25 protein-coding genes are annotated in these 25,415 nt (G+C 45.6%); 16 read left to right on the top strand and 9 right to left on the bottom strand.

Going from position 1 to position 25,415, the window contains the following annotated elements; genetic code table 11:
- Together ABD894_RS24805 and ABD894_RS24800 are read right to left on the bottom strand one after the other, a co-directional pair.
- Positions 1 to 184 (bottom strand): hypothetical protein (locus ABD894_RS24805; RefSeq protein ID WP_345209594.1); only part of this gene is annotated, 184 nt, incomplete at its 3' end.
- Between the two features lie 161 nt (positions 185 to 345).
- Positions 346 to 1,275 carry a PfkB family carbohydrate kinase gene (locus tag ABD894_RS24800; protein WP_345213788.1) on the bottom strand — a complete coding sequence of 310 codons (930 nt, stop codon included), beginning with the start codon at positions 1,273 to 1,275 and terminating at the stop codon, positions 346 to 348.
- Between the two features lie 224 nt (positions 1,276 to 1,499).
- Between ABD894_RS24800 and ABD894_RS24795 the strand changes: the two genes are divergently transcribed.
- From ABD894_RS24795 to ABD894_RS24785, 3 genes are read left to right on the top strand one after another with little or no spacing between them, the layout of a single operon-like run.
- The gene (locus ABD894_RS24795; protein ID WP_345213787.1) at positions 1,500 to 1,964 is read left to right on the top strand and encodes a RidA family protein; all 465 of its coding nucleotides are present in this window, start codon (positions 1,500 to 1,502) and stop codon (positions 1,962 to 1,964) included.
- Positions 1,965 to 1,972: 8 nt separating this feature from the next.
- Positions 1,973 to 3,088, top strand: a complete 1,116-nt coding sequence (locus tag ABD894_RS24790; RefSeq protein ID WP_345213786.1) for a D-TA family PLP-dependent enzyme — start codon at positions 1,973 to 1,975, stop codon at positions 3,086 to 3,088.
- A 10-nt stretch (positions 3,089 to 3,098) separates the two neighbouring features.
- Positions 3,099 to 4,181 (top strand): dipeptidase, encoded by a 1,083-nt coding sequence (locus ABD894_RS24785; protein WP_345213785.1) that lies wholly within the window; start codon positions 3,099 to 3,101, stop codon positions 4,179 to 4,181.
- Positions 4,182 to 4,277: 96 nt separating this feature from the next.
- Here the strand turns inward: ABD894_RS24785 and ABD894_RS24780 are convergent, their stop codons facing one another.
- The 4 genes from ABD894_RS24780 to ABD894_RS24765 form a co-directional block, all read right to left on the bottom strand.
- Positions 4,278 to 4,883: a TetR family transcriptional regulator C-terminal domain-containing protein gene (locus ABD894_RS24780; protein ID WP_345213784.1), complete on the bottom strand. Its 606-nt coding sequence runs from the start codon at positions 4,881 to 4,883 to the stop codon at positions 4,278 to 4,280.
- Between the two features lie 65 nt (positions 4,884 to 4,948).
- A complete protein-coding gene (locus ABD894_RS24775) occupies positions 4,949 to 6,253 on the bottom strand; it encodes an MFS transporter (RefSeq protein ID WP_345213783.1) in 1,305 nt (434 codons plus the stop codon).
- Positions 6,254 to 6,270: 17 nt separating this feature from the next.
- Positions 6,271 to 6,489: a hypothetical protein gene (locus ABD894_RS24770; protein ID WP_345213782.1), complete on the bottom strand. Its 219-nt coding sequence runs from the start codon at positions 6,487 to 6,489 to the stop codon at positions 6,271 to 6,273.
- A gap of 29 nt (positions 6,490 to 6,518) precedes the next feature.
- Positions 6,519 to 7,109: a TetR/AcrR family transcriptional regulator gene (locus tag ABD894_RS24765; protein ID WP_345213781.1), complete on the bottom strand. Its 591-nt coding sequence runs from the start codon at positions 7,107 to 7,109 to the stop codon at positions 6,519 to 6,521.
- Between the two features lie 410 nt (positions 7,110 to 7,519).
- Here ABD894_RS24765 and ABD894_RS24760 point away from each other — a divergent pair, with 410 nt between their 5' ends.
- The 8 genes from ABD894_RS24760 to ABD894_RS24725 all read left to right on the top strand — a co-directional run bounded on the left by ABD894_RS24760 (position 7,520) and on the right by ABD894_RS24725 (position 15,206).
- A complete protein-coding gene (locus ABD894_RS24760; RefSeq protein ID WP_345213780.1) occupies positions 7,520 to 8,368 on the top strand; it encodes an AraC family transcriptional regulator in 849 nt (282 codons plus the stop codon).
- Positions 8,369 to 8,378: 10 nt separating this feature from the next.
- Positions 8,379 to 8,723, top strand: coding sequence for a carboxymuconolactone decarboxylase family protein (locus ABD894_RS24755; RefSeq protein ID WP_345213779.1), 345 nt, complete (start codon positions 8,379 to 8,381; stop codon positions 8,721 to 8,723).
- Positions 8,724 to 8,799: 76 nt separating this feature from the next.
- The gene (locus ABD894_RS24750; protein ID WP_345213778.1) at positions 8,800 to 10,011 is read left to right on the top strand and encodes an ABC transporter permease; all 1,212 of its coding nucleotides are present in this window, start codon (positions 8,800 to 8,802) and stop codon (positions 10,009 to 10,011) included.
- A gap of 45 nt (positions 10,012 to 10,056) precedes the next feature.
- Positions 10,057 to 11,295 carry a PP2C family protein-serine/threonine phosphatase gene (locus ABD894_RS24745; RefSeq protein ID WP_345213777.1) on the top strand — a complete coding sequence of 413 codons (1,239 nt, stop codon included), beginning with the start codon at positions 10,057 to 10,059 and terminating at the stop codon, positions 11,293 to 11,295.
- Between the two features lie 52 nt (positions 11,296 to 11,347).
- Complete coding sequence (locus ABD894_RS24740; RefSeq protein ID WP_345213776.1) at positions 11,348 to 11,956, top strand: ribonuclease HII; 609 nt, start codon at positions 11,348 to 11,350, stop codon at positions 11,954 to 11,956.
- Between the two features lie 112 nt (positions 11,957 to 12,068).
- A complete protein-coding gene (locus ABD894_RS24735; RefSeq protein WP_345213775.1) occupies positions 12,069 to 13,271 on the top strand; it encodes a glycosyltransferase family 4 protein in 1,203 nt (400 codons plus the stop codon).
- A 44-nt stretch (positions 13,272 to 13,315) separates the two neighbouring features.
- Entirely contained in the window at positions 13,316 to 14,398 is a 1,083-nt protein-coding gene (gene gcvT, locus ABD894_RS24730; protein ID WP_345213774.1) for a glycine cleavage system aminomethyltransferase GcvT, read from the top strand.
- A 49-nt stretch (positions 14,399 to 14,447) separates the two neighbouring features.
- The gene (locus ABD894_RS24725; RefSeq protein WP_345213773.1) at positions 14,448 to 15,206 is read left to right on the top strand and encodes a 2-phosphosulfolactate phosphatase; all 759 of its coding nucleotides are present in this window, start codon (positions 14,448 to 14,450) and stop codon (positions 15,204 to 15,206) included.
- 136 nt (positions 15,207 to 15,342) lie between these two features.
- On the opposite strand, the gene ABD894_RS24720 is transcribed toward ABD894_RS24725, so the two are convergent.
- Positions 15,343 to 15,825 carry a DinB family protein gene (locus ABD894_RS24720; protein WP_345213772.1) on the bottom strand — a complete coding sequence of 161 codons (483 nt, stop codon included), beginning with the start codon at positions 15,823 to 15,825 and terminating at the stop codon, positions 15,343 to 15,345.
- A gap of 100 nt (positions 15,826 to 15,925) precedes the next feature.
- Between ABD894_RS24720 and ABD894_RS24715 the strand changes: the two genes are divergently transcribed.
- Genes ABD894_RS24715 through ABD894_RS24700 form a run of 4 tightly spaced genes read left to right on the top strand, consistent with a single transcriptional unit; the run spans position 15,926 to position 20,106 of the window.
- On the top strand, positions 15,926 to 17,170 hold the full coding sequence (locus ABD894_RS24715; RefSeq protein ID WP_345213771.1) for a hypothetical protein: 1,245 nt from the start codon (positions 15,926 to 15,928) through the stop codon (positions 17,168 to 17,170).
- Positions 17,171 to 17,184: 14 nt separating this feature from the next.
- Positions 17,185 to 17,613, top strand: a complete 429-nt coding sequence (locus tag ABD894_RS24710) for a QcrA and Rieske domain-containing protein (protein ID WP_345213770.1) — start codon at positions 17,185 to 17,187, stop codon at positions 17,611 to 17,613.
- 5 nt (positions 17,614 to 17,618) lie between these two features.
- The gene (locus ABD894_RS24705) at positions 17,619 to 18,692 is read left to right on the top strand and encodes an imelysin family protein (RefSeq protein WP_345213769.1); all 1,074 of its coding nucleotides are present in this window, start codon (positions 17,619 to 17,621) and stop codon (positions 18,690 to 18,692) included.
- Positions 18,693 to 18,711: 19 nt separating this feature from the next.
- Positions 18,712 to 20,106 carry a di-heme oxidoreductase family protein gene (locus ABD894_RS24700; protein WP_345213768.1) on the top strand — a complete coding sequence of 465 codons (1,395 nt, stop codon included), beginning with the start codon at positions 18,712 to 18,714 and terminating at the stop codon, positions 20,104 to 20,106.
- A gap of 605 nt (positions 20,107 to 20,711) precedes the next feature.
- Here ABD894_RS24700 and ABD894_RS24695 read toward each other — a convergent pair.
- Positions 20,712 to 22,259 (bottom strand): NAD(P)/FAD-dependent oxidoreductase, encoded by a 1,548-nt coding sequence (locus tag ABD894_RS24695; protein WP_345213789.1) that lies wholly within the window; start codon positions 22,257 to 22,259, stop codon positions 20,712 to 20,714.
- Between the two features lie 192 nt (positions 22,260 to 22,451).
- Between ABD894_RS24695 and ABD894_RS24690 the strand changes: the two genes are divergently transcribed.
- On the top strand, positions 22,452 to 23,021 hold the full coding sequence (locus ABD894_RS24690) for an RNA polymerase sigma factor (RefSeq protein WP_345213767.1): 570 nt from the start codon (positions 22,452 to 22,454) through the stop codon (positions 23,019 to 23,021).
- Between the two features lie 91 nt (positions 23,022 to 23,112).
- Here the strand turns inward: ABD894_RS24690 and ABD894_RS24685 are convergent, their stop codons facing one another.
- A complete protein-coding gene (locus ABD894_RS24685) occupies positions 23,113 to 25,404 on the bottom strand; it encodes a GH92 family glycosyl hydrolase (protein WP_345213766.1) in 2,292 nt (763 codons plus the stop codon).
- Between the last annotated feature and the right edge of the window lie 11 nt (positions 25,405 to 25,415).

Here is a 25,415-nt window from a genome sequence, read left to right as displayed (position 1 = left end):
GCTTATAACGGTTGTAATACTTCAGAAAGCTCCGCCTGTCAGTATGATGGGCGCTGTAGAAGTCTTTCGCTAATTTGAAAGTGGGGTGCTCTCCTGCTTTTACCTGTTCGTATTCTTTGATCAGCAACCGATAGGTCTGAAGATAGTTCCGCTTAAGGGTGAGGTCATTCGTGTTGATGCGCATGGTGACTAACTTTTTTTAAAGCTAATCTTGTTACCGAATTATATAACCTTTACAATTGCGAACGTAGTGAAGCAATCCCGTCGAATACAGAGCAAACATAAATAGCCACGAGATTGCTTCGTACCTCGCAAAGACATTTCTTTCTGTTTCTTTGTGCTTTCTTAAATAGCCTGCTTTACCTGCATAAAATCAACCACTTCATCTTCGGTGCCTACGAATGGGCCCGATGCCGCGATCTTTATACTGGCCATGGCGGCGGCAAATTCACCGGCCTGTTGTATATCGGCACCCTTTGTGCGCTGGTATAAATAGCCCGCCATGTAGGTATCGCCGCATCCTGTAGCATCAATAACAGCAGTAGGCTTAAATGCCGGGATAGTATAAAACACACCATCAGCATAAATTACCGAGCCCATACTCCCCAGGGTGATCACTACTTCTTTAACGCCCCAACCCGCCAGTATTTTAGCGCCTTCGTGGATGTTTTTGCTCCCGGTAAGCACTTCGGTTTCGTGTTCGTTGGCTTTAAGGGTGTGGATGTATTGCAATGCCGCTTTTTTAACCGGCCAGTCAATAGCATGTACCTGTTGGTCGCGCACCTCGCGCAAATAACCTTGTACATCTAAGCTTACCTTTGCCCTGTCGGCTAATGATTTTATCAGCGTTAAATCCATATCATCGGCCAGCAGAGGGCCTAAATGAAATACTTTCGCTTCGGTTCCAGTCAGCTGCTCGGGGGTAAAAGGATCTGCCTTTTGTGCCACGCGCTGGGTGCGGTGATCCTGGTTTTCGGAGTATATATTTTCAAAATTTACGGTGTGTGTACTTGGCAGGGCATCAACCTTTATGCCTTTGGCCCGCAGGTCGTCAACAAAACGTATTTCGGTTTCGGCCAGCGCGGTTATCAGCATGTAGTTTACGCCCATATTGCGTATAGCGTTCGAAAAATAAAAGGAAGTGCCCCCGGCCATGTGTTTAACGGCCTGGGTGGTAACTACTTTATCTAAGGTGATATGTCCTACACAGCAAATATCGTACATCGCGATCAATTTTTGAATTAAACCGGCGCTTACATCACCGGCGAACCACAAATGTAAATTTTATAATAATATATGTTTAAAAAAATGTAACGCTTTTAGTTATACCGTGCTGATAATTACCTTACTGTGGCTTTTACAGTTTACTTACGGGTTGCTACTCATCATAATAATACTCATATTGCATTTGTATGGCAGCCCGAAAACAAACGCTTTCATACCGCCTTTTCTGTACTTGTACAGGTGGGGCATCTGCATAAATGATAAAACAAATTACAATGAGTACTCCTGAAGAAAACTTTAAAGCACTGGGCCTTAACCTGCCGCCCGCGCCTGCACCACTGGGTGTTTACAAACCTTATTTAATTGATGGCAAATACCTGTATGTATCGGGCCATGGCACGGTGCAGGATGATAAAACGCTGATCATCGGCCGCATTGGCGAAACCATTAATATGGAAGATGGCAAACTTGCCGCGCGCCAAGTCGGATTGGCTATCCTATCAACCATCAAAACAAACCTGGGCAGTTTAGATAATGTAAAACGGGTGATAAAGGTATTGGGTATGGTGAATTGTGTGCCCGAGTTTGAAAAACATCCTTACATCATCAATGGGTGTAGCGAACTTTTCGCGCAGGTATGGGGACCGGAGAACGGCATTGGCGTACGTAGCGCCGTAGGCTTTGGTTCATTGCCCGATAATATCCCTGTAGAAATTGAAGCGCTTTTTGAATTAGTATAATTACTGCTATGGCTACAGCACAAAACTGGTTTGAAATAGCCGATATAGATAAGCTGGATACCCCGGCACTGGTGCTCTACCCCGAAAGGGTTAAACATAACCTTGCCTTGCTGACGGGCATGATAGATAACGTAAGCCGGTTACGGCCGCACATCAAATCGCACAAGAACGGGGAGGTACTTAAGCTGAATATGGCGGCGGGTATCAGCAAGTTTAAATGCGCCACCATAGCCGAAGCCGAATTAGGCGGAATTTGCAAAGTACCTGATGTGTTGCTGGCCTATCAGCCCACCGGGCCAAAGCTACAGCGGTTCATCAACCTCATAAAAAACTATCCCAATACACGGTATTCCTGTTTGGTTGATAATATTGATACGGCAAAAGCCATCGCTGCCTCGGCCGCAGAGAATAGCATTACCATTCCTGTTTACATTGATTTAAATGTGGGGATGAACCGCACCGGGATAATACCCGGCGATGGCACATTGCAATTATATGCCGAAGTTGACCAGCTTGCAACGCTTATCCTAATAGGCTTGCACGCGTACGATGGCCACATACACGATGCCGATATAGAAGCTAGGAAAGCCCGCTGTGCCGAAGCTTTTGATCCCGTAAGGGAATTGTTGCAGCAATTAAAAGCTAAAGGCTATTCGCCGAAAGTAATAGCAGGAGGAACGCCAACATTCCCGATACATGCTTTATGGGAGGATGTGGAATGCAGTCCAGGAACGTTTATTTATTGGGATGCAAATTACGAAGCGCTATTTGAAGAGCAGCCTTTTTTACCGGCAGCTTTGCTGGTAAGCCGCATTGTTTCATTGCCTGCGGATGGGGTGATCTGTACAGACCTCGGCCATAAATCGGTAGCATCGGAAAGTGAGTTGAGTAAACGCGTGATGTTTTTAAATGCGCCCGAACTAAAATCGATAAGCCATAGTGAAGAACATTTAGTATTACAAGTAGCTGAAAATCATGACTATAAAGTTGGCGATGTGCTTTATGGCTTGCCTTTTCACGTATGCCCTTCCGTGGCTCTATATGAGCGCGTTGTTATTATAGATAAAAACTATATCGCCGGTGAATGGCATAACACCGCCCGCGACCGTAAAATAAATTATTGATATTAAGCCTATGTTTATTGTAGATGCCCACCTCGACCTAAGTATGAACGCGCTGGAATGGAACCGCGACCTTACCCTGCCGGTAGCCCATATCAACGCGAGGGAGAAAGGCCTTACGGATAAACCCGACCGTGAAAAGGCCGTAGTATCATTACCCGAATTGCGCAAAGGAAACATAGGTCTGGTAGTAGCTACCCAGATAGCGCGCTATGTAGCACCGGATAATGCTTTGCCCGGCTGGCATTCGCCGGAACAGGCCTGGGCGCAAACACAGGGGCAACTGGCCTGGTATAAAGCCATGGAAGAGGCAGGCGAAATGGTACAGATCAATAACCTGCAAACGCTGGAAAATCATTTGGCTTTATGGAACAATGGCGAGGACAGTGCCAAAAAGCCTGTAGGTTATATTTTAAGTTTAGAGGGTGCCGATTCTATTGTTACCGTTGAACATTTAGAACGGGCTTATGCCTATGGCCTCCGTGCGGTAGGGCCTGCGCATTATGGCCCGGGCCGGTATGCGCAAGGTACTGATGCCACGGGATACATGGGACCAAAAGGTCATGAGCTATTGAGAAAGATGGAACAGCTGAACATCATCCTTGATGCTACGCACCTATGCGACGATAGCTTTTGGGAAGCGCTCGATCATTTCAACGGCCACATTTGGGCCAGCCACAATAACTGCCGTGCGCTGGTGAACCACAACCGCCAATACAACGATGAACAGATAAAAGAATTAATTGAACGGGGCGCTGTTATTGGTGCTGCGCTTGATGCCTGGATGATGGTACCCAACTGGGTGCGCGGGCAATCAACACCCGAAGGAATGAACTGCAACCTCGAAGTGATGATGGATCATATCGATCATATCTGCCAAATAGCGGGCAATGCACTTCACGTAGGCATCGGCTCTGACCTGGATGGCGCGTTCGGGCGAGAGCAGTGCCCTTATGATCTAGTTACCATTGCCGATCTGCAAAAGGTTACCAGCCTGTTAGCAGCCCGTGGTTATACTGATGCCGATATTGAGAACATGATGCATGGTAATTGGTTAAGGTTTTTGCGGAAGGCGTGGAGCCCACCAGCCCCCTGAAGGGGGAGTTTTATATGCGAGGTGGACTTTCTCCCGACTTTTCAACGTGTACAAGCGTTAGGTAGCCCCCGAACCTGAAACCCGGAACCTCGACCCTTATGCCACTTTTAACTCATCAATCACTGCTTCTACTGTTTTTAATATTTTATCCATCGCTCCAAGGTCGTTGGTTACTCGGGAGATCATTACCGCGCCTTCTATTAGGGCGATGATGGATAGGGCGGTACGGGGGATCTCGATGTCCTGCTTAAACTCTCCTGCGGCTACGCCGCCTTCTATCAGGTCGGTGATGCTTTTCTTCCATTTTATTACGGCTTTGGCGGCACGATCTTTCAGCAGGTTATGGGTATCGTCGGCTTCAATGGCGGTATTCAGTATCGGGCAGCCGCCTTGTGTAATAAAGCCTTTGGTTACGTTTTTATACACTTTGGCATAAACCATCAGCTTATCATGGTAAGATGCGGCACGGCTAATTTGCTCGCTGATCAGGTTTTTCACCTTTTCGCTGTTGTAATCAAATACCGCCAGCGCAACCTCTTCCTTGTTCTCAAAATTTCCGTAAATACTACCTTTGGTAAGCCCGGTCGCTTCGGTAAGGTCTGACATGGAAGTGCCGGCGTAACCCTTTTTGTTAAAGATTTCGGCAGTACTTTCAATAATGAACTTACGGGTACGTTCGGCTTTTGATAATGACCTGTCCATAAACAAATATACCAAAAGGTATTTATGCGACAGGTCATTAACGGTAATATTACACCCGGTTTACTTTATAAATGCTCGGGCAGCACCTCATCTATGCTATCGTAATTTTCGGCAGCAGCTACATTAACTACTTCGCGCTGTTTGTTTTGCACCATTACACTTACACGGTATACAAAGAAGATACAGGCGGTAATTACAGCGGCCACCACAATACCTAAAGTACCGTAATGCTGCAAAGGAGCGCCCTTGCCTGATTGCGATACTATCAGCCCCGCGATTACAGCACCAATACCTCCCGCAACCTGTTGCAACGACGAACTGATACTCATGTAAGCACCACGATCGGCCATTTCGGGGATACCGGTATTAAGCGTAGTGGCCGGAATCATGCGGCTCATGATGCCCATAAACATGATCATGTTAACCACTACCACCAGCCACAGCGGCACAGGCGGCAGATTTGTGTAGATCAAGATCATAATGATAGCCAATATTGAACCACCGGTAAAGAGGTGAAACTTGTTCAGCTTATCGCTCAGCTTACCAATGAAGGGCATAATCACGATAGATGATATACCTGTGCACAAGAATACCATAGGCAGCGAATGCTGTGAAATATGGATATTATTGATCAGGTAAGCGCTGCCAAAAGGCATCAGCATAAACCCACCCACCGACAGGAACGCTGTAGCCAGAAAACCTGTTTGATAGCGACTGTTAGAAACGGTATGCCCAAGGTGCAAAAACGCGTTCTTTTCCGATTGTAACGCCAAATGCTTATTAACCGGCTGCATTTTTAAAACCATTACCAGCATTAACAGTACGGCCAGGCCAACTATCATTAAAAACGGCGCGTGCCATCCCCATAAGTTAGCAAAGTACAAGCCGATAGGAATACCCAGCACCTGGCTGCCTGCAAAACCCATTTGCAAAACGCCCATTACACGGCCGCGTTGGTTAAGTTCAAAAATATCGGTAACTACGGCCATTGATATAGCGCCTATTACACCACCGAACAAGCCGGTAACAACGCGTGCTGCCAGTAACAAATGGTAGCTTGTGGCCATAGCGCAACCGAAGGTGCCTAATATAAAACCGGCATAAAAGAACACCAGCAGTTTCTTCCTGTCGAATTTATCAGCGAAACCGGCGGCAAGCAGGCCGGAGCCGCCCGCGCTGAACGCGTATACTGATACCACCCAGCCAAATTGCGCAGGAGTGACGTTTAACGATTTCATGAGGATATCGCTCAATGGCGATAGCACCATAAAATCTAATATTACGGTGAACTGCAACAAGGCCAGTATGCCTATCAGCAGCTTTTGGTATGCGGTAAACGGTGTTGCCGCGGTTGATTGTGGTTGTTTCATTTTGTGGGGATAATTGTTTAGTCAAGTTCTATACACAGATAGCCCTTTTGGTTAATTAATTCAATAATGCTTACGGCATCAAGCGTTGCCGTTACAATGCGCAGCACCCGGTCGCAATCGTCGAGGTCAACGTTCCAGTCGGCTACGCCCTCTGTAGCGTTGAGCAGCGAACAGATGTTTTGCCTGTCGCGCTCGGTTTTAATGCTGGTTTTAAATACAAATATTTGCTCTTCCATAACATTCATAAATACTGCCGGTAAACCATTTAATTTTTTAGCGCCTTTATCACCAGGGCAAATGCCTGCCATATCATTTCATCGGTAAGTATAAATGCCCTGCCACCTATACTACGGCCTTCCTGGTGAAAACGCAACAAGTTATACAACGGGCCAAACGCTATGGCCCAATAAACCTCCAAAGGCATGGCGTTAATTTCGCCGCGCTTAATGGCGTTATGCATAAACCGTCCCATTGTTTCTTTAAACTCGTCTACAAACACTTCGTAAATCTCTTGCTGATAAGTTGATGAACGTAATTGCTCAAAAAACGCGCCCAAAACAGGGCTGCGCAACGCGTGCCTTACCCGGTTTTTCCATTGGTGCCGCAAGCCTTCCTCAAAACCTACTTCGGGATTAAAGTTCTCCAAAATCTGCTCGCACATTAACCGGTATTCTTCGGTACCTATTTTAATGATCAGGTCGTCCTTATCTTTATAATAGATGTACAGCGTAGCTACCGATATACCGCAGGCTTTTGCCAGCTTGTTCATGCTAAAGCCCTCAAAGCCATCATTTACCAAAAGCTCAATTGCCGTTTGTTTTACCAGTTGCTCCTTATCCGTATTTCGTGTGCGCATTAATAGTTAAATAGTTACGGCACAAATATAAGTGAACGTTCGTTTATTTATAAAATTTATTTTGAAATAATTTAATGTGGGATATGGATATTCACGGAGTTAGGGGCGTTTCTGTAGACGTGGATTTGCATAAAAAAAGGCTCCGGTTATCCGAAGCCTGCAACCCCTTGAAATAAAAATAGCTGAATTGTTTATTTATAATAACGCAGAGTTCTGTTTAATGAATGGGAGCATCATCTATCGTGCGTTGAGTGCTGTGCGATAATTTGGTAAGGCTCATAATTCAGGAATTATTGGTGTGCTAAATATCCGGCTTACTTATCGCCAAAAAAATATGTTTTATGGCATAATAATGGCGTATATTATCCATATAATTACCCACACAAATAAACCCGACAGTATACGCAAAAATGAAGGCCTCATACGAGCTGATAAAACATAATGATAAGCAGTCTTTTTTGGCGCGAACATTTGATGCAGAAGGGTTTAACGCGCCTTACCATTACCACCGCGAGTACGAACTTACCTACATTGTAAGCGGCACCGGCAAGCGATATGTTGGCAGCCACATGGAAAATTTTGGTCCGGGCGACCTCGTGTTGCTTGGCCCCAATGTGCCCCATTGCTGGAAACTGGAAGACAAACAGGATGATGCCTGCTCTATAGTGATACAATTTGTGCCCGAATTTTTAGGTGATGATTTTTTTACCCGGCACGAGTTAAGGCACATTAGCCGTCTGTTGCAAAAAAGCGGTAACGGTATCTGCTTTAAAAGCGTGAATGCGGATATGAAAGTCATTATGCAGCAGTTTACCGGTAATAGCGAAAGTTTCAAAAAACTGCTTTTATTACTGGATGCCCTGCAAACGCTGGCCAAAAGCCGTAATCAGGTATTGCTGGATCAGCATGGTATATTGCCCGGTATCAGCATGAGCGAACAGCCGCGTATTAACCCGGTATTTGCCTATTTGGTAGAGAACTTCAGGTGCCATGTATCATTAGAAGAAGCCGCAGGCATAGCCAACATGACGCCCAATGCTTTTTGCAAATATTTTAAGAGAGTAACCCGCCGCACCTTCATGGATACCATTATTGAGTACCGGCTTAGTTACGCCACGCAGTTACTGGTACAAACCGATAAGCCGATATCGGCCATCGCGTTTGATTGCGGGTTTGGGGATGTATCGCACTTTTACAAAACATTTAAGGCTCGCATGCAGGTAAGCCCCTTAAATTACCGGAAGAAATTTTTAGAATAACACATATACAATGGGAAAGTTAACAGATGAATTTGATGCCTATCGCACCAAAATGAACGATAGGATAATGGAAACCGCCAATACCAATATCAAACGTTTTTTCGCGCTGGATACCACCTCTTATGCCGAAGGCGCGCTTGACGTAAAAACCAAAGAAATGCTGGGCCTGGTAGCATCCATGGTGTTGCGTTGTGACGACTGTATAAAATACCACCTTGGCAAATGTCACGAAGCAGGCGTGAACAGCGATGAAATGAACGAGATCTTCATGATAGCCAATTTGGTTGGCGGCTCAATTGTGATACCGCATTACCGCCGCGCGGTGGAGTATTGGGATGAACTGAACGAGGCTTAAGTCATTACACGTTCATTTGTTTTTACTGGGCGATGAATTATTGCCGTATTTAAAGCATATTTAAACAAAAAAGATCTTGGCCGAGCTCACCCCAGCACAGCGGACCCGTAAGGTATTTATGCGCAACAAGTTTGCCGTTGGCGGAGTTGTGTTCATCGCTATCAGCATTATTGTTGCCATACTGGGTTATTTAATAATGCCCGATGATACGCCGCAGGCCAATAACATGATCATTCAGCTCAGCATTAAAAAACCGGGATCGAAGTTTATGCTGCTGCGTATCCGTAAAGATGAACCGGTGGATACGGTGGGCGTCTTTACAAAAATGCTTTTCGGCCAGCCCGATTTCTATCGCAACATCCCCATAACCGGTTATAATTTTAAGGCCGATTCGGTTTATGTTGACGAATACATTGGCGACGAGGATAAACCCGAACGAAAAGCTTACAATATATTTGAGGTAGTCACCGGGCAAAAGCCGGCCTACAGCGGCAGCAACGTTATTGTGCTCTACTCATCGGGCAGGCACAGCGTATTGCCGCTTGGCGATCCGCTTTATCAACGCTTTAGAGATGCGATCCAAACGGAAAATATTACAACCAAAACCTACCTGTTAGGCACCGATATTTACGGTCGCGATTTGCTGAGCCGTTTATTATTGGGCACACGCATCTCGCTTTCGGTGGGTTTGGTGGCGGTGATCATCAGTTTGCTTATCGGCGTAAGCATTGGCGCGGTGGCCGGTTATTTTGGCGGCAAGATAGATGCGGCATTAAGCTGGCTGATGAATATACTATGGTCGTTACCGGCATTGCTGCTGGTTATCGCCATATCCTTCGCGCTGGGCAAGGGTTTATGGCAAATATATATTGCGGTTGGCCTGTCCATGTGGGTAGAGGTAGCGCGACTGGTACGCGGGCAGGTGATCGGGTTAAAACAGGTAGAATATATTGAAGCAGCCCGTTCTTTAGGTTTTAATAACAGGCGTATAATAATGCGGCATATTTTACCTAATATTATAGGGCCGATATTAGTGATAGCATCATCAAATTTCGCGTCGGCAATTCTGTTAGAGTCGGGTTTGAGTTTTTTGGGTTTTGGGGCACAGCCGCCAATGCCTACCTGGGGCGGGATGATCAAGGAACACTATGGGTACATCGTGATGGATTCGGCACACTTGGCCATAATACCGGGACTGGCCATTATGCTCACCATTTACGCGTTTAATTTAGTAACGGTAGGGTTAAGGGATGCCTTTGATATAAAATCACAAAGTATCCTTGTTTAAAAAAATTATTTTCTAATTTTATAGAAAGCCTTCTATATACAACCAATGCAGCATAACGAAGCTAATTCAGGTGAAGACGATTTAATTAGACTGTTACTTAAACGGCAGTCGGAATTAAACTCTTTATTGGAGATAACGCGCGCTATCAATAAAAACACGGCTACACCTGTACTCATTCAAATGTTTGAAGTAATATGCCAGAATTATCTGCATATGGGTAAGCTGCGTTTTTTAATTGAAGACGAGGGTGTTTTTGTGTGTATATCAAAATATGGCGGGCAAACAGAACCTACTTACGAGCTTTATAAGGCCTGCCTATTATTAAAAAAATTCCGTGAGGCCATCCCTGTTTCGGGGCATAAGAACGGCATACTGTCGCAGTACGATTATTATATCCCCATCTACCAAAAAAACAAACCGGTAGCCTTTGCACTAATAGGCGATTTCAAATCGCCGGAAGAGATGGTAAGTAATGACCTCAACTTTATGCAAACCCTTATCAACGTGATATTGGTGGCATTGGAGAATCGGAAATTATTTAAGCAACAGCTGCAATCCGAACGTTTTCAGCGCGAAATGGAGCTGGCCAGCGATGTGCAGAATATGCTGATCCCGGTGCGGATGCATAAAGATGAGCATATCGAGATTGATGCCCGCTACCTTCCCCATCAAAACATCGGCGGCGATTATTTCGATTTCATCCGCATAAACGACCACGAATATATATGGTGTATTGCCGATGTATCGGGAAAGGGAATTTCGGCCGCCTTGCTCATGGCAAACTTTCAGGCCAGCCTGCGTGCCTGGGTAACGGTAGAGCCCGAACTCACCAACATCATCGACAGGCTTAACGACATTGTACTTAAAAACACCAAGGGCGAAAAATTCATTACCCTGTTTTTGGCTCGCTATAACCAGCAAACACGTAAGCTCAACTATATCAACGCCGGGCATAACCCATCCATCATGTTTTGCGATGGCGAGGCGGTGCCGCTTAAATTAGGCACCACCATGATAGGCGCCTTTGACGACCTCCCGTTTTTAAACGAAGGCGAAGTAGATGTAGAGCCCAATACACTCATTTTTAATTATACCGATGGATTGATGGATCATGAGCCCGATGTATCAAAGCAGTGGAACGACGATAAACTGGTAAACTGCGTAATCAAGAATGGCAAACTCCCGCCTATTGATTTTAACCAGGCCATTTTAGATCACCTCAACAAGGCTATAAAAGCCAAGCCCATTGATGACATTACCCTCCTTACACTAAAAATATTTTAAGCCCGTTATCATAAATTATCAGATATTTGATAAAAAAGATAAGCGAGCAACGATGTTATTAGCAAGATTTCAGCATGAATTAATTGAGGCAGGATGTGACGAAGCCGGGCGCGGTTGCCTTGCAGGGCCTGTTTTTGCCGCCGCTGTAATTCTACCTGTCGATTTTGATCATCACCTGCTGAACGATTCCAAACAACTATCCGAAGACATTCGCTACCAGCTGCGTACCGAAATTGAGCAAAAGGCGATAGCCTATGCCGTGGCATCTGTTTGTAATAAAGAGATAGACCAGATCAATATACTCAACGCTTCCTTTTTGGCTATGCACCGCGCCATCGCGCAGCTTACCCTAAAGCCCGAGTTTTTAATTATAGATGGCAACCGTTTTAACAAATACGAAACCACGCCGCACCACTGCATTGTGGAGGGCGATGCCAAGTATTACAGCATAGCGGCAGCATCCATACTGGCCAAAACCTACCGCGATGATTACATGAAGCTCATCGCTGCCGAACATCCCGAGTACGATTGGCACAGCAATAAAGGCTATCCTACTATAAAACACCGCAATACGGTTTTAAGATTGGGCCATACCCCGTACCATCGCCTAAGTTTTAAGGTGACCAACCCACAGATCAGGATAGAATTTGAGCAGGCATAAACAAATCGCTTTACTGCCAAAAAATATTAGTAGAATAATCCATTCCTGACGTACCGATTACTTGTTTGTAACTGGCAATTAAGTATTTTTGCTACAAACCATCCAAGCCCCATTGAAGATACTGATATTGTCGCACCGTACTTTGTTTCCGCAAAACGGCGGATACCCTATAGTGGTGTATAATACCATTAAAGGCCTCGTTAACCTCGGGCACGAGGTTTCGCTGATCTCGCTCGACGAGAAAAAGCAAAACGACCGCCTGCACGCTACCGACGATATCCTCGATAAAATAAATTACCGCTCACATCATGTTGATATTTCGGTAAGTATGGTTGATGCTTTTTTTAACCTCTTCAGTCAAACGGCACACATTATTGATCGTTATTACAACGAAGAGCTCGAAAATATCATTATAACCGAACTGCAAAGCCACGATTATGATATTGTACAGTTTGAAGGCTTGTTCGTGGTGCCCTACCTTGCCGCTGTGCGCAAGCATTCAAAGGCGCGGCTTATTTACCGGGCGCACAATATTGAGCACCAGGTATGGTTCAGGCTGGCGCAGCAAAAATCAGATCCGTTTAAAAAAATATACCTGACGATGCTTGCCAAGCGTATCAGGAGTTATGAGCTGCAACAGCTTGCTCATTTTGATGCCATTATTGTATTTACCGGGCAGGATGAAAAAACCATCCGCTCGTATGATATTCGAGTTCCGGTAGAGGTGCTGCCCATCAGTATCGACCTGTTGAAGTACACCCCCGATTGCGACAAGACCGAGTTTCCGAGCCTGTTCTTTTTAGGGTCGCTGGCCTGGCTGCCCAACCGCGAAGGCATGGAGTGGTTCATTGATAATTTCCACAGCGATTTTAGCAACGGCGACCTGCGCGCACGCCTGTATGTTGCCGGTAACGATATTCCCGAACAGTTTGATGATTACGAAGTGCCGGGCAAAATATACATACAGGGCGAGGTAGACGACGCGCTGGAGTTTGTGAACAATAAATGTATTATGATAGTGCCCCTGCTATCGGGCGGTGGTATGCGGGTTAAAATTGTAGAGGGTATGGCCATGCAGAAGTGCATTATTTCGACATCGCTGGGTGCCGAAGGTATCAACTACAAACACGGGCACAACATACTCATAGCCAATAACCGCGATGAATTTTACGAAGCCATACAACGCTGCATTGCCGACGAAGCTTTTTGCAAAACCATTGGCGCGAACGCCCGTTTGCTGGCCGAAGAGCAGCACAATGTAGAGGCCGTTACCCTTAAACTGGCCGCGTATTATAAGCGCCTGGCACATGCCTGATTTGTGCGTATTTTTGCTATTTTTGCCCCAATTTTAACTGACACATGAAGAATACAGCATTAACTGATATACACGTTAAGGCCGGTGCCAAAATGGTGCCTTTTGCCGGATACAATATGCCCGTACAATATGCAGGCATAAACGCCGAACACGAAACCGTACGCAAAGGCGTAGGTGTGTTTGATGTAAGCCACATGGGCGAGTTTATTTTGAAAGGCGAAAACGCCCTCGACCTGATACAACGTGTTACCAGTAACGATGCCTCAAAGCTATACGATGGCAAAGTACAGTACTCATGCCTGCCTAACGAAGACGGCGGTATTGTTGACGATTTGTTGGTTTACCGTATCGACGAGAAAACCTACATGCTGGTAGTTAATGCCTCAAACATTGAAAAAGATTGGAACTGGATCTCTAAATTTAACACCAACGGTGTTGAAATGAAGAATATATCCGACCGTACTTCACTGCTGGCCATCCAGGGCCCTAAAGCTGCCGAGGCACTGCAAAGCCTTACCAGTATCGACCTGGCCTCCATGGAATATTACACCTTTAAAAAAGGAACTTTTGCCGGTATTGATAACGTAGTGGTATCTGCCACCGGTTACACAGGTGCGGGCGGTTTTGAGATATATTTTGATAACGATAATGCCGAACAAATATGGGAAGCCATTTTTAAAGCCGGTGAGCCTTTCGGTATTAAACCAATTGGTTTAGGCGCGCGCGATACATTGCGCTTAGAGATGGGCTTTTGCCTGTACGGTAACGATATTGACGATGCCACTTCGCCGCTTGAAGCCGGCTTAGGCTGGGTAACCAAGTTTAGCAAAGAGTTTACCAATTCGGCGGCTTTGCAGCAACAAAAGCAGGACGGTATCAGCAAAAAGCTGGTTGGTTTTGAAATGATTGACCGCGGTATCCCTCGTCATGATTATGAAATTGTTGATGCCGATGGTAATGTAATTGGTAAAGTAACCTCGGGCACACAATCGCCATCGCTGCAAAAAGCTATCGGTATGGGTTATGTGAACAAGGAGTTTGCCAAAGAAGATGCCGAAATATTCATCAAGATACGTGATAATAAAGTGAAGGCTAAAATAGTTAAGCCGCCTTTTTATAAAGCATAATCCCCCTATCCCCCTAAAGGGGGAACCGGAGTAATAATATATTCAGATATTGACACAGACAGAAAATTTAACTCCTGCCTCAACAGGCAGGAGTGCCCGTTTAGAAGTTTGCCTTACCCCGGCACTCATTCCTCTTTATAATGTAGAGGAATATATAGTTGTTATTATAGATATTTTCAGGGCTACTACTTCTATTTGTTACGGTATCGAAAATGGTGCCGAGGCCATAATCCCGGTGTCGCAGGTGGAAGAATGCGCGGCCTACCGAGAAAAAGGCTTTGATTACCTGCTGGCTGCCGAGCGTAACGGTGAGGTGGTATCGGGCTTTGATTTTGGCAATTCGCCGTTCTCTTACACCAAAGAAAAGGTGGCCGGTAAAACGGTGGTGCTTACTACTACCAACGGCACGCACGCGCTGCACTTGTCGCTCAAAGCTAAAAAGATAGTACTGGGTTCGTTTTTAAACATTACCGCGCTATGCAACTGGTTAAAAACACAGAACGATAATATCTTGCTGGTTTGCGCAGGCTGGAAAAACAACTTCAACCTGGAAGATACCCTGTTTGCAGGTGCCGTAGTAGAGCAGCTAAAGGGGACCACCCTGCGTACCGATGATCCGGCTATCGCGGCTAATGATCTTTTCCAGTTAGCAAAGGATGATTTGGATGGCTATCTCAAAAAAACATCTCACAGCGAACGCCTCAAACAATTAGGCATCGAAGCCGATATCGCTTTTTGCCTCAATGTAGATACCACCACCGCTATCCCAATACTTGATGGCGAAAAGCTGGTAAAGCTGGTTGTTTAATATAATAGAGACGATTTTTTCGTGTTACGAAGCTTTTAAACTTCGTAGCATATCTTTTTTAGATAGGGTGTTACGTACTAAAATTTCTTGAATTGCGTATCTCTGCAGTTAAAAATGTAAGCCATTCTACTTGCCCCTACCCAACTATCCTGTTCAATAAACTTATTTGTGCCGAGTGGTATATATGGTGTTGTATCAACCCTCTAATTAAAGCCTCGTAGCTTACACCTGTACCCAGCTCGCAGTTGCGGGTATCGTTTATGGGCGTGTTCCATTTTTCTTCGGGGAAATTTTCTATTACGCCGATGAGTTCCACATTCATTAGCTTGAGATCGTTCACCAGGGTTTTCCATTTGTGCTCGTCGGGTGTGCCGGCATCGGGCCAGTCGCCGCCCGGAGGTTCGGCAGCTGTGTGCCCCTGCATGCGGCGGATCACTTCCTCCGTCCAGCCCAGCATGTGCAGTACAATTTCGGCAATGCTGTGCGCGTGGTTTGGTGGTCTTTCGTAAGCTGCTTCAAAACTTACCTGTGCAATAATATTGTATACCGGGCTGCCGTACCATGCATCGCCGGAGAGTACATTTTCTAATTCCTGCTGTAGTTTTTGGGCTGTTGACATGTCGCCAAAAACAATAAAAATGGCAAAAAGTTCTAATTTGTTTCTAATCTGTAATTGTAATTAGTCTAAATAGCTATCTTTATGGCCGAAAATCACCACTATGCAATTAAAGAGATTTACTTTTCTTATTATATTACTATCAGGCCTTTACGCTACCAAAGCATCCGCACAAGTGCTAACTCAGGAAGATTCACTTGCCGCAGGCCTTATTTACAAACAACAGGCAACTGTACTATCGGGCTACGGCGAAGCTCGCTATAGTTTAGATACCAAACGCAAAAGTGCCGAAAGCAATTTGAAACGTGTGGTACTATTCCTGGGCCATAAATTCAACAACAAAATATCGCTGTTCACCGAGCTGGAAGTGGAAGACGCGCTTTCGTCATCATCGGGCGGCGACGAGGGTGTAACCGGTCGCGGAAGCATCTCGATGGAGCAGGCATTCCTTAAATTCAACCTTAACCCATCTACCTATATAGTAGCCGGTTTATTTATACCGCGTATAGGCTACATCAACGAAAACCACCTGCCTACTACATTTAACGGTGTCGACAGGCCATTTCTGGAAGAGCAGATCATCCCTTCAACCTGGCGCGAGGTAGGCGTAGGCCTTTACGGCCAAGTGCTCAGCGTACCGGGGTTAAATTATAGTTTGGCATTAACCAACGGCTTAAACTCCGAAGGTTTTAGCGGTGCTAACGGTATCAGGGGTGGCAGGCAATTAGGGCAGGCGGCCAATGGTGTTAACCTGGGCGTAAGCGGTTCGTTACTTTATTATATCAGCAATTTCAGGCTGCAAGCCTCGGGTTATATCGGTGGTTCTACCGCTTTAGAGCAGCGTGTGGCCGATAGTCTTCAGCTTAACTCGGGTGTGTTTGGCAACGCTGTAACACTGGGCGAAGTAAACGCGCAGTATAACAATAACGGTATATCAATACGTACCATCGGTACTTTTGTACACATTAACAATGCCGATGCCATTAACCGGGCCTACGCTAATAACTCACCCGAAACCATGTACGGCGGCTATGCCGAGTTGGGTTACGATATTTTATACAGTCGCTACAAAGGCGAACGCTCGTTAACCCTTTTCGGCCGTTACGAATACATTGATCTGGGTGCAAAAATTCCGGCTAATGGCATTGAGAACGGGGCTAACAAAAAGAAATACATTGTTGCAGGTTTAACCTACAAGCCTATAAAAGGTATCGCCATTAAGGCCGATTATGTAGAACGCATGACCGGAGATTTTAACCAGGCGCTTATTGTAACGCCTTTTCCGCAGCAAATACCATACTTCAAAAACACCGGTTTTGTAAACCTCGGGATAGCCTATAACTTTTAACCAATATTACTCTCATGACCAGCAGGAGAAGCTTTATCAAATCGGGATGTGCGGCGTGTTTATTAGTAGCTTCCGGTGCATCATTGTTAGAATCGTGCGCTACGCCGCTGCCCTTATTAAAGGTAGCCGGATCGAAAGATCAGGAAGTAGAAGTAGGTACCGAAAATTTTATACCGGGTAAAGTTACCGCGCTGGTAATACGCACCAGGCAAATGGAGAACGACATTTTATTGGTGAAGAACGGCGAAGAATATAAAGCCCTTTACCTCAAATGCACGCACGAGGGTGTAAACCTTACCGCTACCGCCAACAAGATCTACTGTCCATCGCACGGCAGCTCATTCGATATGAATGGCAAGGTATTGAAAGAGCCTGCTTTGCGGCCTTTAAAAACTTTCAGAACAGAACTTATCAATAATCAAGTAATCATCCACTTAAGTTAAATCAAATGAATAGATCATTTATTAAAGCGCTTGTAATAGCCGTGCCGCTTACCCTGGCGGGAGTATCATGCTCAAAAGATAAAAACGACAACACCAATGTTACCGATATAGAAGCGCTTAAAAAGCAAATACTGGCAGATGCTGCCAATATTGTTTGCAAGGCTTCGTACCAGGATATGTTTGATAAAGCACAGGCTTTAAAAACGTCAATCGCTACGCTTAATACCACCACTAACGATGCAAACCTTGCCGATAGTCAAAATAAATGGAGAGCTATGCGTACTACATGGGAGCAAACTGAAGCCTGGTTATTTGGCCCGGTTGCTGAAGATCAGATCGACCCACGTATTGATACCTGGCCGGTTGAATTTAATGATTTGGAGTCGATATTAAGTGGGAATCAGGCGCTAACACCGGAATATGTTGCTGGCTTAGAAGAATCACTAAAAGGTTTTCACCCTATTGAGTACCTATTGTGGGGACAAAACGGTAATAAGACAGCGGCCCAATTTACCGTCCGCGAAAAAGAATTTTTAGTGAGCCTTACAGCTAACCTGGTTAAATTAACTACCGAGGTACGCGATTCATGGTCTGTAGATGGTTATGATAAGCAATTGGCTAATGCAGGTGCCGGTTCAACCGAGTTTACTACGCAACAGGCGGCTTTCCTGCAAATTGTTGATGGTATGTCGGGTATTTGTGATGAGGTTGCCAACGGTAAAATTAAAGAACCGTTTGACGCGCAGGATCCTAAATTAGAGGAAAGCCCTTTCGCTAAAAACTCAACTATCGATTTTACCAACAACATTAAAGGTATCCTTGATATTTACCAGGGCCGCTTCAACAGTGATGGCAAAGGTTTGGAAGATCTTGTTCGTGAGAAAGACTTATCGCTTGATGCTGATATTAAGAGCAAGCATGCTGCTGCTATAGCCGCTTTAAATGATATTACAATTCCGTTTGGTGAGGCTATCGTTACTCAGCAATCAAAAGTTCAAAACGCGATGACTAAAATTCAGGCCCTGTTTAATGTACTTGACGGCGACCTGAAAACTTTTGTGCAGAAAAACGTAAAATAATTATACCCGCATTTTAAACATGAGAAAAACCACCAAAACCGTTCTGATCATTGCAGGCCTTACCGCCGGCTTTATTGCGGCTTGCCGTAAGGCCGATACTTCAGTTGCCGATAATAATCCGGACAGCGAATGGTTGAGCGGTGGTTCGCAAACCGCATTTGATGAAGGTAGTGGTGCCTTTTCTCATGTTTTTAACAGCCTGCCCGAACACCTGGCCCGCATACACGAAATTGGCGACGGGCAGTTTGGCGCCACATTCGTATCTGCTCCTGCACCGGTTAACCCGGGTTTGGGGCCTATATTCAATAACGTGTCGTGCCAGTCGTGCCACGTTAGCGATGGCCGTGGAAAAGTTCCCGGCAAAGGCGAATCTGCCGCCAACATGTTGTTCAGACTAAGCCTGCCCGGCGAAGGCGAGCACGGCAACCCGGTACCCGTACCCGGCTTTGGCGATCAGCTGCAAAACCGCGGCTTGTTAAACAAGCAAAAAGAAGGCGATGTACTGATTACCTATACCGATAATACTTTTGAGTTTGCCGATGGCAGTACCTATAATTTGCGTACGCCCTCATATACTATTATTGATCCTTACATTACCCTACCGGGCAATGTGCTGTTATCGCCACGCGTAGCCGCGCCTGTATTTGGTTTGGGCTTGCTGGAAGGTATAAGCGATGCTGATATTATGGCCAATGCCGACCCGGATGATAAAGATAACGACGGCATCAGCGGGAAAGCCAATTCGGTTTGGGATGTTATTCAAAATAAAAAAGTATTAGGCCGTTTCGGCTGGAAAGCCAATCAGCCATCGTTATTACAACAGGTAGCCGCTGCTTATAATGGCGATATCGGCATCACCAATTTCATTTTCCCCAAGGAAAGCAGCGACGGACAAACCCAGTTCGATAGCAATGTAGGCTCCGGAAACTATGAGTTAACCGATAGTCTTTTACACAGCGTACAATTTTACGTGCGTACACTGGCTGTGCCCGCTCGTCGTAGTGTAACCAACCCTACGGTAGTTGAAGGTAAAGGAATATTCATCAGCGCGGGCTGTATCAAATGCCACAAGGCTGATGCTCGTACAGCGGTAAATGTAAGTTTGCCGCAGTTAAGCAACCAACTGATCCATCCTTATACCGACCTGTTACTGCATGATATGGGCCCCGGCCTTGCCGATAACCGCCCCGACTTTTTAGCCAGCGGGTCAGAATGGCGCACCCCACCACTTTGGGGCATTGGCCTAACCAACAAGGTGAACGGCCACACCAATTTCCTGCACGACGGTCGCGCCCGTAACCTGCTCGAAGCCATCATGTGGCACGGCGGCGAAGCGCTTTCTGCCAAAAACAAAGTAGCTTCGTTATCTAAAACACAACGTGATGCTTTGGTTGCTTTTTTGGGATCGTTGTAAATATATAAACAGGAGCAAATCTATAAACTCGCGTCATTGAGATAATTTTTATTCTTTTTGGACGCTGAAGGTAAATGACAATGGCACACAACCACTCTCCACTGTCATGCTGAGGAACGAAGCATCTATCGCAGATAAGCATAGCGAAGAAGATTCTTCAAACGTTCAGAATGACAGTTTTTTTAACACGTCATGGGTGGGAAGGAAACAATCTCTACGTAGGTTACGATTGTGCTATAATTAACGTTAGTCTGCTCTTGGCCGCAGTGGCCCATTACTTTTGAGCCCAAAAGTAACAAAAGGCTTGTCCAGCAAAAGGCTTCTTTGCCGCACAAGGCCTTAACCCTGCAAACCGTGCAGAACTTAGGGCTGGAACTTTTGCCCCACCTCTTATTCCCACTCCACATGCAACAAGTTCACTATGCCCGCCTTTGCGCTCATGGCCTCCTCAGTTCTGCCCGTTTTCGCCCGAAGCTTCTTGCTGACGTAAAAGAGAAACTGCTTTGATAACACGTCATGAGTAACAAAGTGGAGAACCTTTATTGTTTTAAAGTTTGTCAACAGATGCTTCGTTCCTCAGCATGACAGTGGAGATGGGTTTCCTCTTAAACCACTTTCGCAGCCGCAATCGCGCAATTTATACCATCAATAGCGGCCGAAATTATACCGCCTGCATATCCCGCTCCTTCGCCGCAGGGGAATAAGCCTGTTATTTGCGGGTGCTGCAGGGTTTCTTTATCTCTTGGTATTTTTACGGGCGATGAGGTGCGCGATTCTACACCTACTAAAATAGCTTCGTTGGTGTAATAACCTTTCATCTTTTTACCAAATACCGGCAAGGCTTTTTGCAGTCGTTGGCTTATCCAGTTTGGCAATACTTCGTTCAGTTGGATGCTTTTTGTACCTGGCAGGTATGAGTTTTCGGGCAGATCGATTGATAATCTTCCCTCTACAAAATCGACCATCCGTTGCGCGGGAGCAACCAAATTGCCGCCTCCTGCCCTGAAAGCCGCCTGCTCTACCTGTTGCTGAAAACGCAGCATCCGGAAAGGATCGTTAATATCGCCCTTTACATCTTCAAAGTTGATTTGCACCACCGTCCCCGAGTTAGCGTAAGGGTTATTCCGTTTTGATGGACTCCAACCATTCACCACAATCTCATCGGCATCAGTTGCACAGGGGGCAATAATACCACCGGGGCACATACAAAAGGAGAATACGCCACGGCTATCCACCTGTTCTACCAAACTGTAATAGGATGGAGGGAGATCGGGCCCGCGGAACTCGCAATGGTATTGGGCGCGGTCAATTATTTCCTGCGGATGCTCTATCCGTACCCCCAAAGCAAATGGCTTGGCTTCTATCAAGATATTCTGCCGGTGCAGCATCTCAAATACATCACGGGCCGAATGGCCCGTAGCCAGGATAACCGCATTGGCCATCATTTTCTCGCCCGATGCGAGCTCAACACCGTTTATCGTATCAAAGCTCACCAGCAGGGATGTTACCTTTTTATCAAAAAGCACTTCGCCGCCTGCATTCAAAATAGTTTCGCGCATGGCGGTGATGATCTGCGGCAGCTTATTGGTACCTATATGCGGGCGGGCATCTACCAAAATATCGTCGGTAGCACCATGCGCCACAAATACTTTCAATACCTGGTTAACATCGCCCCGCTTGGTTGAGCGGGTGTATAGCTTACCATCAGAATAGGTACCTGCGCCACCCTCACCAAAGCAATAGTTCGATTCAGGGTTTACTAAACCTTCCTTGTTAATATTGGCCAAATCGCGGCGGCGTTGTTTAACATCCTTACCGCGTTCTATAATTACAGGTTTTAATCCCAGTTCGATGCACTGCAAAGCGGCAAACAACCCTGCCGGACCAGCGCCGACTATGATCACCTGTTTGGCATTACTAACATCAGGGTATTTTATAATGTAATGATCGGCCTGGTAGGGTTCATCAATAAAAGCCCTTACCTGCATACGGTATACTACCTTTCGGCCCCGCGCGTCGATAGAGCGCTTGATGGTTTTAACTCCAGATATTCTTTTGGCCGGAACTTTTAGCGCGGCTGCGGCTAAGTCCTTAACAATGGTTTCATCTTCCTGCTGCCCGGGCTGGCATACAATTTCTACGTCTTTTATCATTTTGCTGTGCCGGGTTTTTATCCCGGATGGTGCAAAGTTAACTATTTCGGCGCACATAAACCGTCCGCCCGTGCACAATGAACGTTCGGTATCGAACAGTATTGGCACACCTCTTAAATTTATTTACCTGATTATCAATATCTTAAATTACGGGTATCAATTTTGGCATAGGGGTATCAAATCACAATCACAATGACAACTGTAGAAAATCGTTTAAATCAAGTTTGGGAAGGATGCCTTAACAACGAACGCAAACAACAAGAATTACTATACAAAATATTAGCGCCAAAAATGATGGCCGTATGCATGCGCTACGCGAAAGATAAAGATGAAGCACAAGATATATTACAGGAAGGCTTTATCAAATTATTTAAAAACATGCAAAACTATCGTGGCGAAGGCAGCCTTGAAGGCTGGGTACGCCGCATAATGGTACACGCCGCTATATCAAGATACCGCAAATTAAAACCAATGGTTTTGGTAGAAGATTTTAGCGCTGATAACACTTACCAATTAAGCAGAAGCAGCAATGGCAACCGTTTAGAGGCTAATGAGCTGATGAACATGATACAAGAGCTACCGGCTACCTACCGTTCAGTTTTTAGCATGTACGCTATTGAAGGTTACTCACACCAGGAGATAGGCAGCACTTTAGGTATGACGGAATTGTTATCACGCACCACCTTACACCGTGCCCGTGGTATACTGAAAGATAAAATAATGAAAATGAACATCCGCGAGCAGCACTGCATGGCCGGGTAATAAAAAAGCCCCTCTTAAATCTTCATCCCCGAAAGGGTAAAAGACTTAAGAAAGGCCATCAGGAGCGCGATGCTCCGGTTAAAATTGAATATTATTTATGCTTGCTGCTCATATAAAAGGTGATATTGCCACCATTCATAATATCGGCATTAGCAATTGACAAACCGTTAAGCGGTTTACCATTAAGCTCTATTTTTTGAACATATACGTTTTTAGCGCTTTGGTTTTTAACAGTGATATTAAACTGTTTACCATTTTCCAGATTGATAACCGCGCCGTTTACTGCCGGGCTGCCAATTGAAAACTGATCGCTACCCGGAGCTACAGGGTAAAAACCCAGCGAGGTAAATATATACCAGGCACTCATTTGGCCGGTATCATCATTACCACCCAAACCATCAGGAGTTGGTTTGTACATCAGCGGTAAAATCATACGTACTCTTTCCTGTGTTTTCCATGGCTTGCTTGTCCAGTTGTACAGGTATGCAACGTGGTGCGATGGCTCGTTACCGTGTACATAGTTACCTATGATACCATCACGGGTTATGTCTTCTGTTTCGGCAAAATATTTATCAGCCAGGTGCATGGTAAATAACGAATCAAGGTAAGGCAAAAAGCGTTTTTCGCCGCCCATCAGCTCAATTAATCCTTTAGGATCTTGCGGAGCAAACAGGGTATAGTTCCATGAGTTACCTTCAATAAAGCCGGCATTGTGCGTAGACAGCGGATCGAACTCGCCACGGAATGTACCATCAGCCTTGCGCGGGCGCATAAAGCCTATCTTGGCATCGTACACATTTTTGTAGTTCTGCGAACGTTTTATAAACTCCTCGTAAATATCGTTCTTGCCTAATTTTTTGGCCATTTGCGCTATCGCCCAGTCATCATAAGCATACTCCAGTGTTGATGATACCGATACGCCCGATCTTTCATCAGGGATATAGCTTCTGTCGATATACTCTCCAATACCTTCGTAATCGCGTTTGCGTGCAGTGGTTACGCAAGCCTCTAAAGCTTTGTTGGCATCAAACGGCGCGTTGCCTTTAACTACCGCGTCGGCAATTACCGCTACGCTGTGGTAACCGCTCATACACCAGTTTTCGTTAGCCGAGTTTGACCATACCGGCAGCATGTGCTCGGGGCTTTGGTCGAAATGCGCCATCATTGATTTTACCATGTCGGCATTGCGGGTTGGCTGTATAATGTTAAACAGCGGGTGCAGCGCACGGTAAGTATCCCACAACGAAAAAGTGGTATAGTTTACAAAGCCATCGGCCTTGTGTACGTTTTGGTCAAGCCCTTTGTACTGTCCGTCAACATCCATATAAATGGTAGGGTTGATCATGGTGTGGTACATTGAGGTATAGAAATTCAGCTTGGTTTCTTTGCTGCCCTCAATGGTAATTTTGCTTAGCTCTTTTTCCCATTGCTGCTGTCCGTCGTTCTTCACTTTTTCAAAGTCCCAGCCTGGTGCTTCAGCTTTCATGTTGTTTAAAGCGCCGTCCATGCTTACAGGAGAAAGCGCGAATTTGATCTTCACTTTTTCGCCTTCCTGGGTATCAAAATCAAAGTAAGCCCTTATTTGCTTGCCGGCAATTTCGGGGAAGTTTTTGGTTTGATTGAATTTACCCCAGAAACCGCCGTACACTTGTCTTTTTTCGTACTTGCGGAAACCGTGCTCCTTAAACGGTTTTGAAAACGCCATAGCGAAGTACAGCGTACGGGTACGTGCCCAGCCATTGGTTTGGCGGTAACCTACAATAAGGCTATCGTTAATTACTTTAATATATGTCCAAACCGGTTTGTCGGGATAGTTGTAGATTCCGGCCATCAGATCAAGTATGATGTGTGACTTATCGCTTTTAGGGAAGGTATACTGGTGGAAACCAACACGCGTGGTAGTGGTCATTTCGGCAGTAATGTTGCTTTCGTCAAGCTTTACCTTGTAGTAGTTGGCCTGCGATACTTCATTTTGATGCGAAAAGGCCGAACGATAACCGCTGCCCGGTTTATCTGCTGTACCGGGGTTCAGTTTTAACGTGCCCACAGTAGGCATTATTAAAAAGTCGCCCAGGTCAGAGTGACCTGTACCGCTGAAATGTGTATGGCTAAAACCTACAATGGTTTTATCATCGTACTGGTAACCTGCGCAATATTTATAAACATCAGGATTATATTTTCCGTTAAGCTCATAGCTGGCGGTATCGGTTTCAGGGCTTAGTTGTACCATACCAAATGGCACTGTGGCACCCGGGTAAGTATGCCCCATACGCTGGGTACCTATAATAGGATTAACATACTGCACTAAGTTTTCTTTTACCTTGTTTTGGGCTACAGCGCCTAAACTGAGCGAGATCAAGAAGGTGGTAAGCGTTTTTTTCATTAATTAAATGC

This window comes from Mucilaginibacter gynuensis (genome assembly GCF_039541195.1).
GTDB classification, from domain to species: Bacteria; Bacteroidota; Bacteroidia; order Sphingobacteriales; family Sphingobacteriaceae; genus Mucilaginibacter; species Mucilaginibacter gynuensis.
This window is presented reverse-complemented; position numbering and strand designations above follow the sequence as displayed.

Coding starts and splice junctions, on each gene's coding strand:
- ABD894_RS24745 (WP_345213777.1), top strand. CDS start 10,057: ATGCAGCATAACGAAGCTAATTCAGGTGAAGACGATTTAATTAGACTG.
- ABD894_RS24710 (WP_345213770.1), top strand. CDS start 17,185: ATGACCAGCAGGAGAAGCTTTATCAAATCGGGATGTGCGGCGTGTTTA.
- ABD894_RS24770 (WP_345213782.1), bottom strand. CDS start 6,489: ATGGAAGAGCAAATATTTGTATTTAAAACCAGCATTAAAACCGAGCGC.
- ABD894_RS24715 (WP_345213771.1), top strand. CDS start 15,926: ATGCAATTAAAGAGATTTACTTTTCTTATTATATTACTATCAGGCCTT.
- ABD894_RS24685 (WP_345213766.1), bottom strand. CDS start 25,404: ATGAAAAAAACGCTTACCACCTTCTTGATCTCGCTCAGTTTAGGCGCT.
- ABD894_RS24705 (WP_345213769.1), top strand. CDS start 17,619: ATGAATAGATCATTTATTAAAGCGCTTGTAATAGCCGTGCCGCTTACC.
- ABD894_RS24760 (WP_345213780.1), top strand. CDS start 7,520: ATGAAGGCCTCATACGAGCTGATAAAACATAATGATAAGCAGTCTTTT.
- ABD894_RS24795 (WP_345213787.1), top strand. CDS start 1,500: ATGAGTACTCCTGAAGAAAACTTTAAAGCACTGGGCCTTAACCTGCCG.
- ABD894_RS24695 (WP_345213789.1), bottom strand. CDS start 22,259: ATGATAAAAGACGTAGAAATTGTATGCCAGCCCGGGCAGCAGGAAGAT.
- ABD894_RS24780 (WP_345213784.1), bottom strand. CDS start 4,883: ATGGACAGGTCATTATCAAAAGCCGAACGTACCCGTAAGTTCATTATT.
- ABD894_RS24740 (WP_345213776.1), top strand. CDS start 11,348: ATGTTATTAGCAAGATTTCAGCATGAATTAATTGAGGCAGGATGTGAC.
- gcvT (WP_345213774.1), top strand. CDS start 13,316: ATGAAGAATACAGCATTAACTGATATACACGTTAAGGCCGGTGCCAAA.
- ABD894_RS24775 (WP_345213783.1), bottom strand. CDS start 6,253: ATGAAACAACCACAATCAACCGCGGCAACACCGTTTACCGCATACCAA.
- ABD894_RS24720 (WP_345213772.1), bottom strand. CDS start 15,825: ATGTCAACAGCCCAAAAACTACAGCAGGAATTAGAAAATGTACTCTCC.
- ABD894_RS24755 (WP_345213779.1), top strand. CDS start 8,379: ATGGGAAAGTTAACAGATGAATTTGATGCCTATCGCACCAAAATGAAC.
- ABD894_RS24790 (WP_345213786.1), top strand. CDS start 1,973: ATGGCTACAGCACAAAACTGGTTTGAAATAGCCGATATAGATAAGCTG.
- ABD894_RS24690 (WP_345213767.1), top strand. CDS start 22,452: ATGACAACTGTAGAAAATCGTTTAAATCAAGTTTGGGAAGGATGCCTT.
- ABD894_RS24700 (WP_345213768.1), top strand. CDS start 18,712: ATGAGAAAAACCACCAAAACCGTTCTGATCATTGCAGGCCTTACCGCC.
- ABD894_RS24785 (WP_345213785.1), top strand. CDS start 3,099: ATGTTTATTGTAGATGCCCACCTCGACCTAAGTATGAACGCGCTGGAA.
- ABD894_RS24765 (WP_345213781.1), bottom strand. CDS start 7,109: ATGCGCACACGAAATACGGATAAGGAGCAACTGGTAAAACAAACGGCA.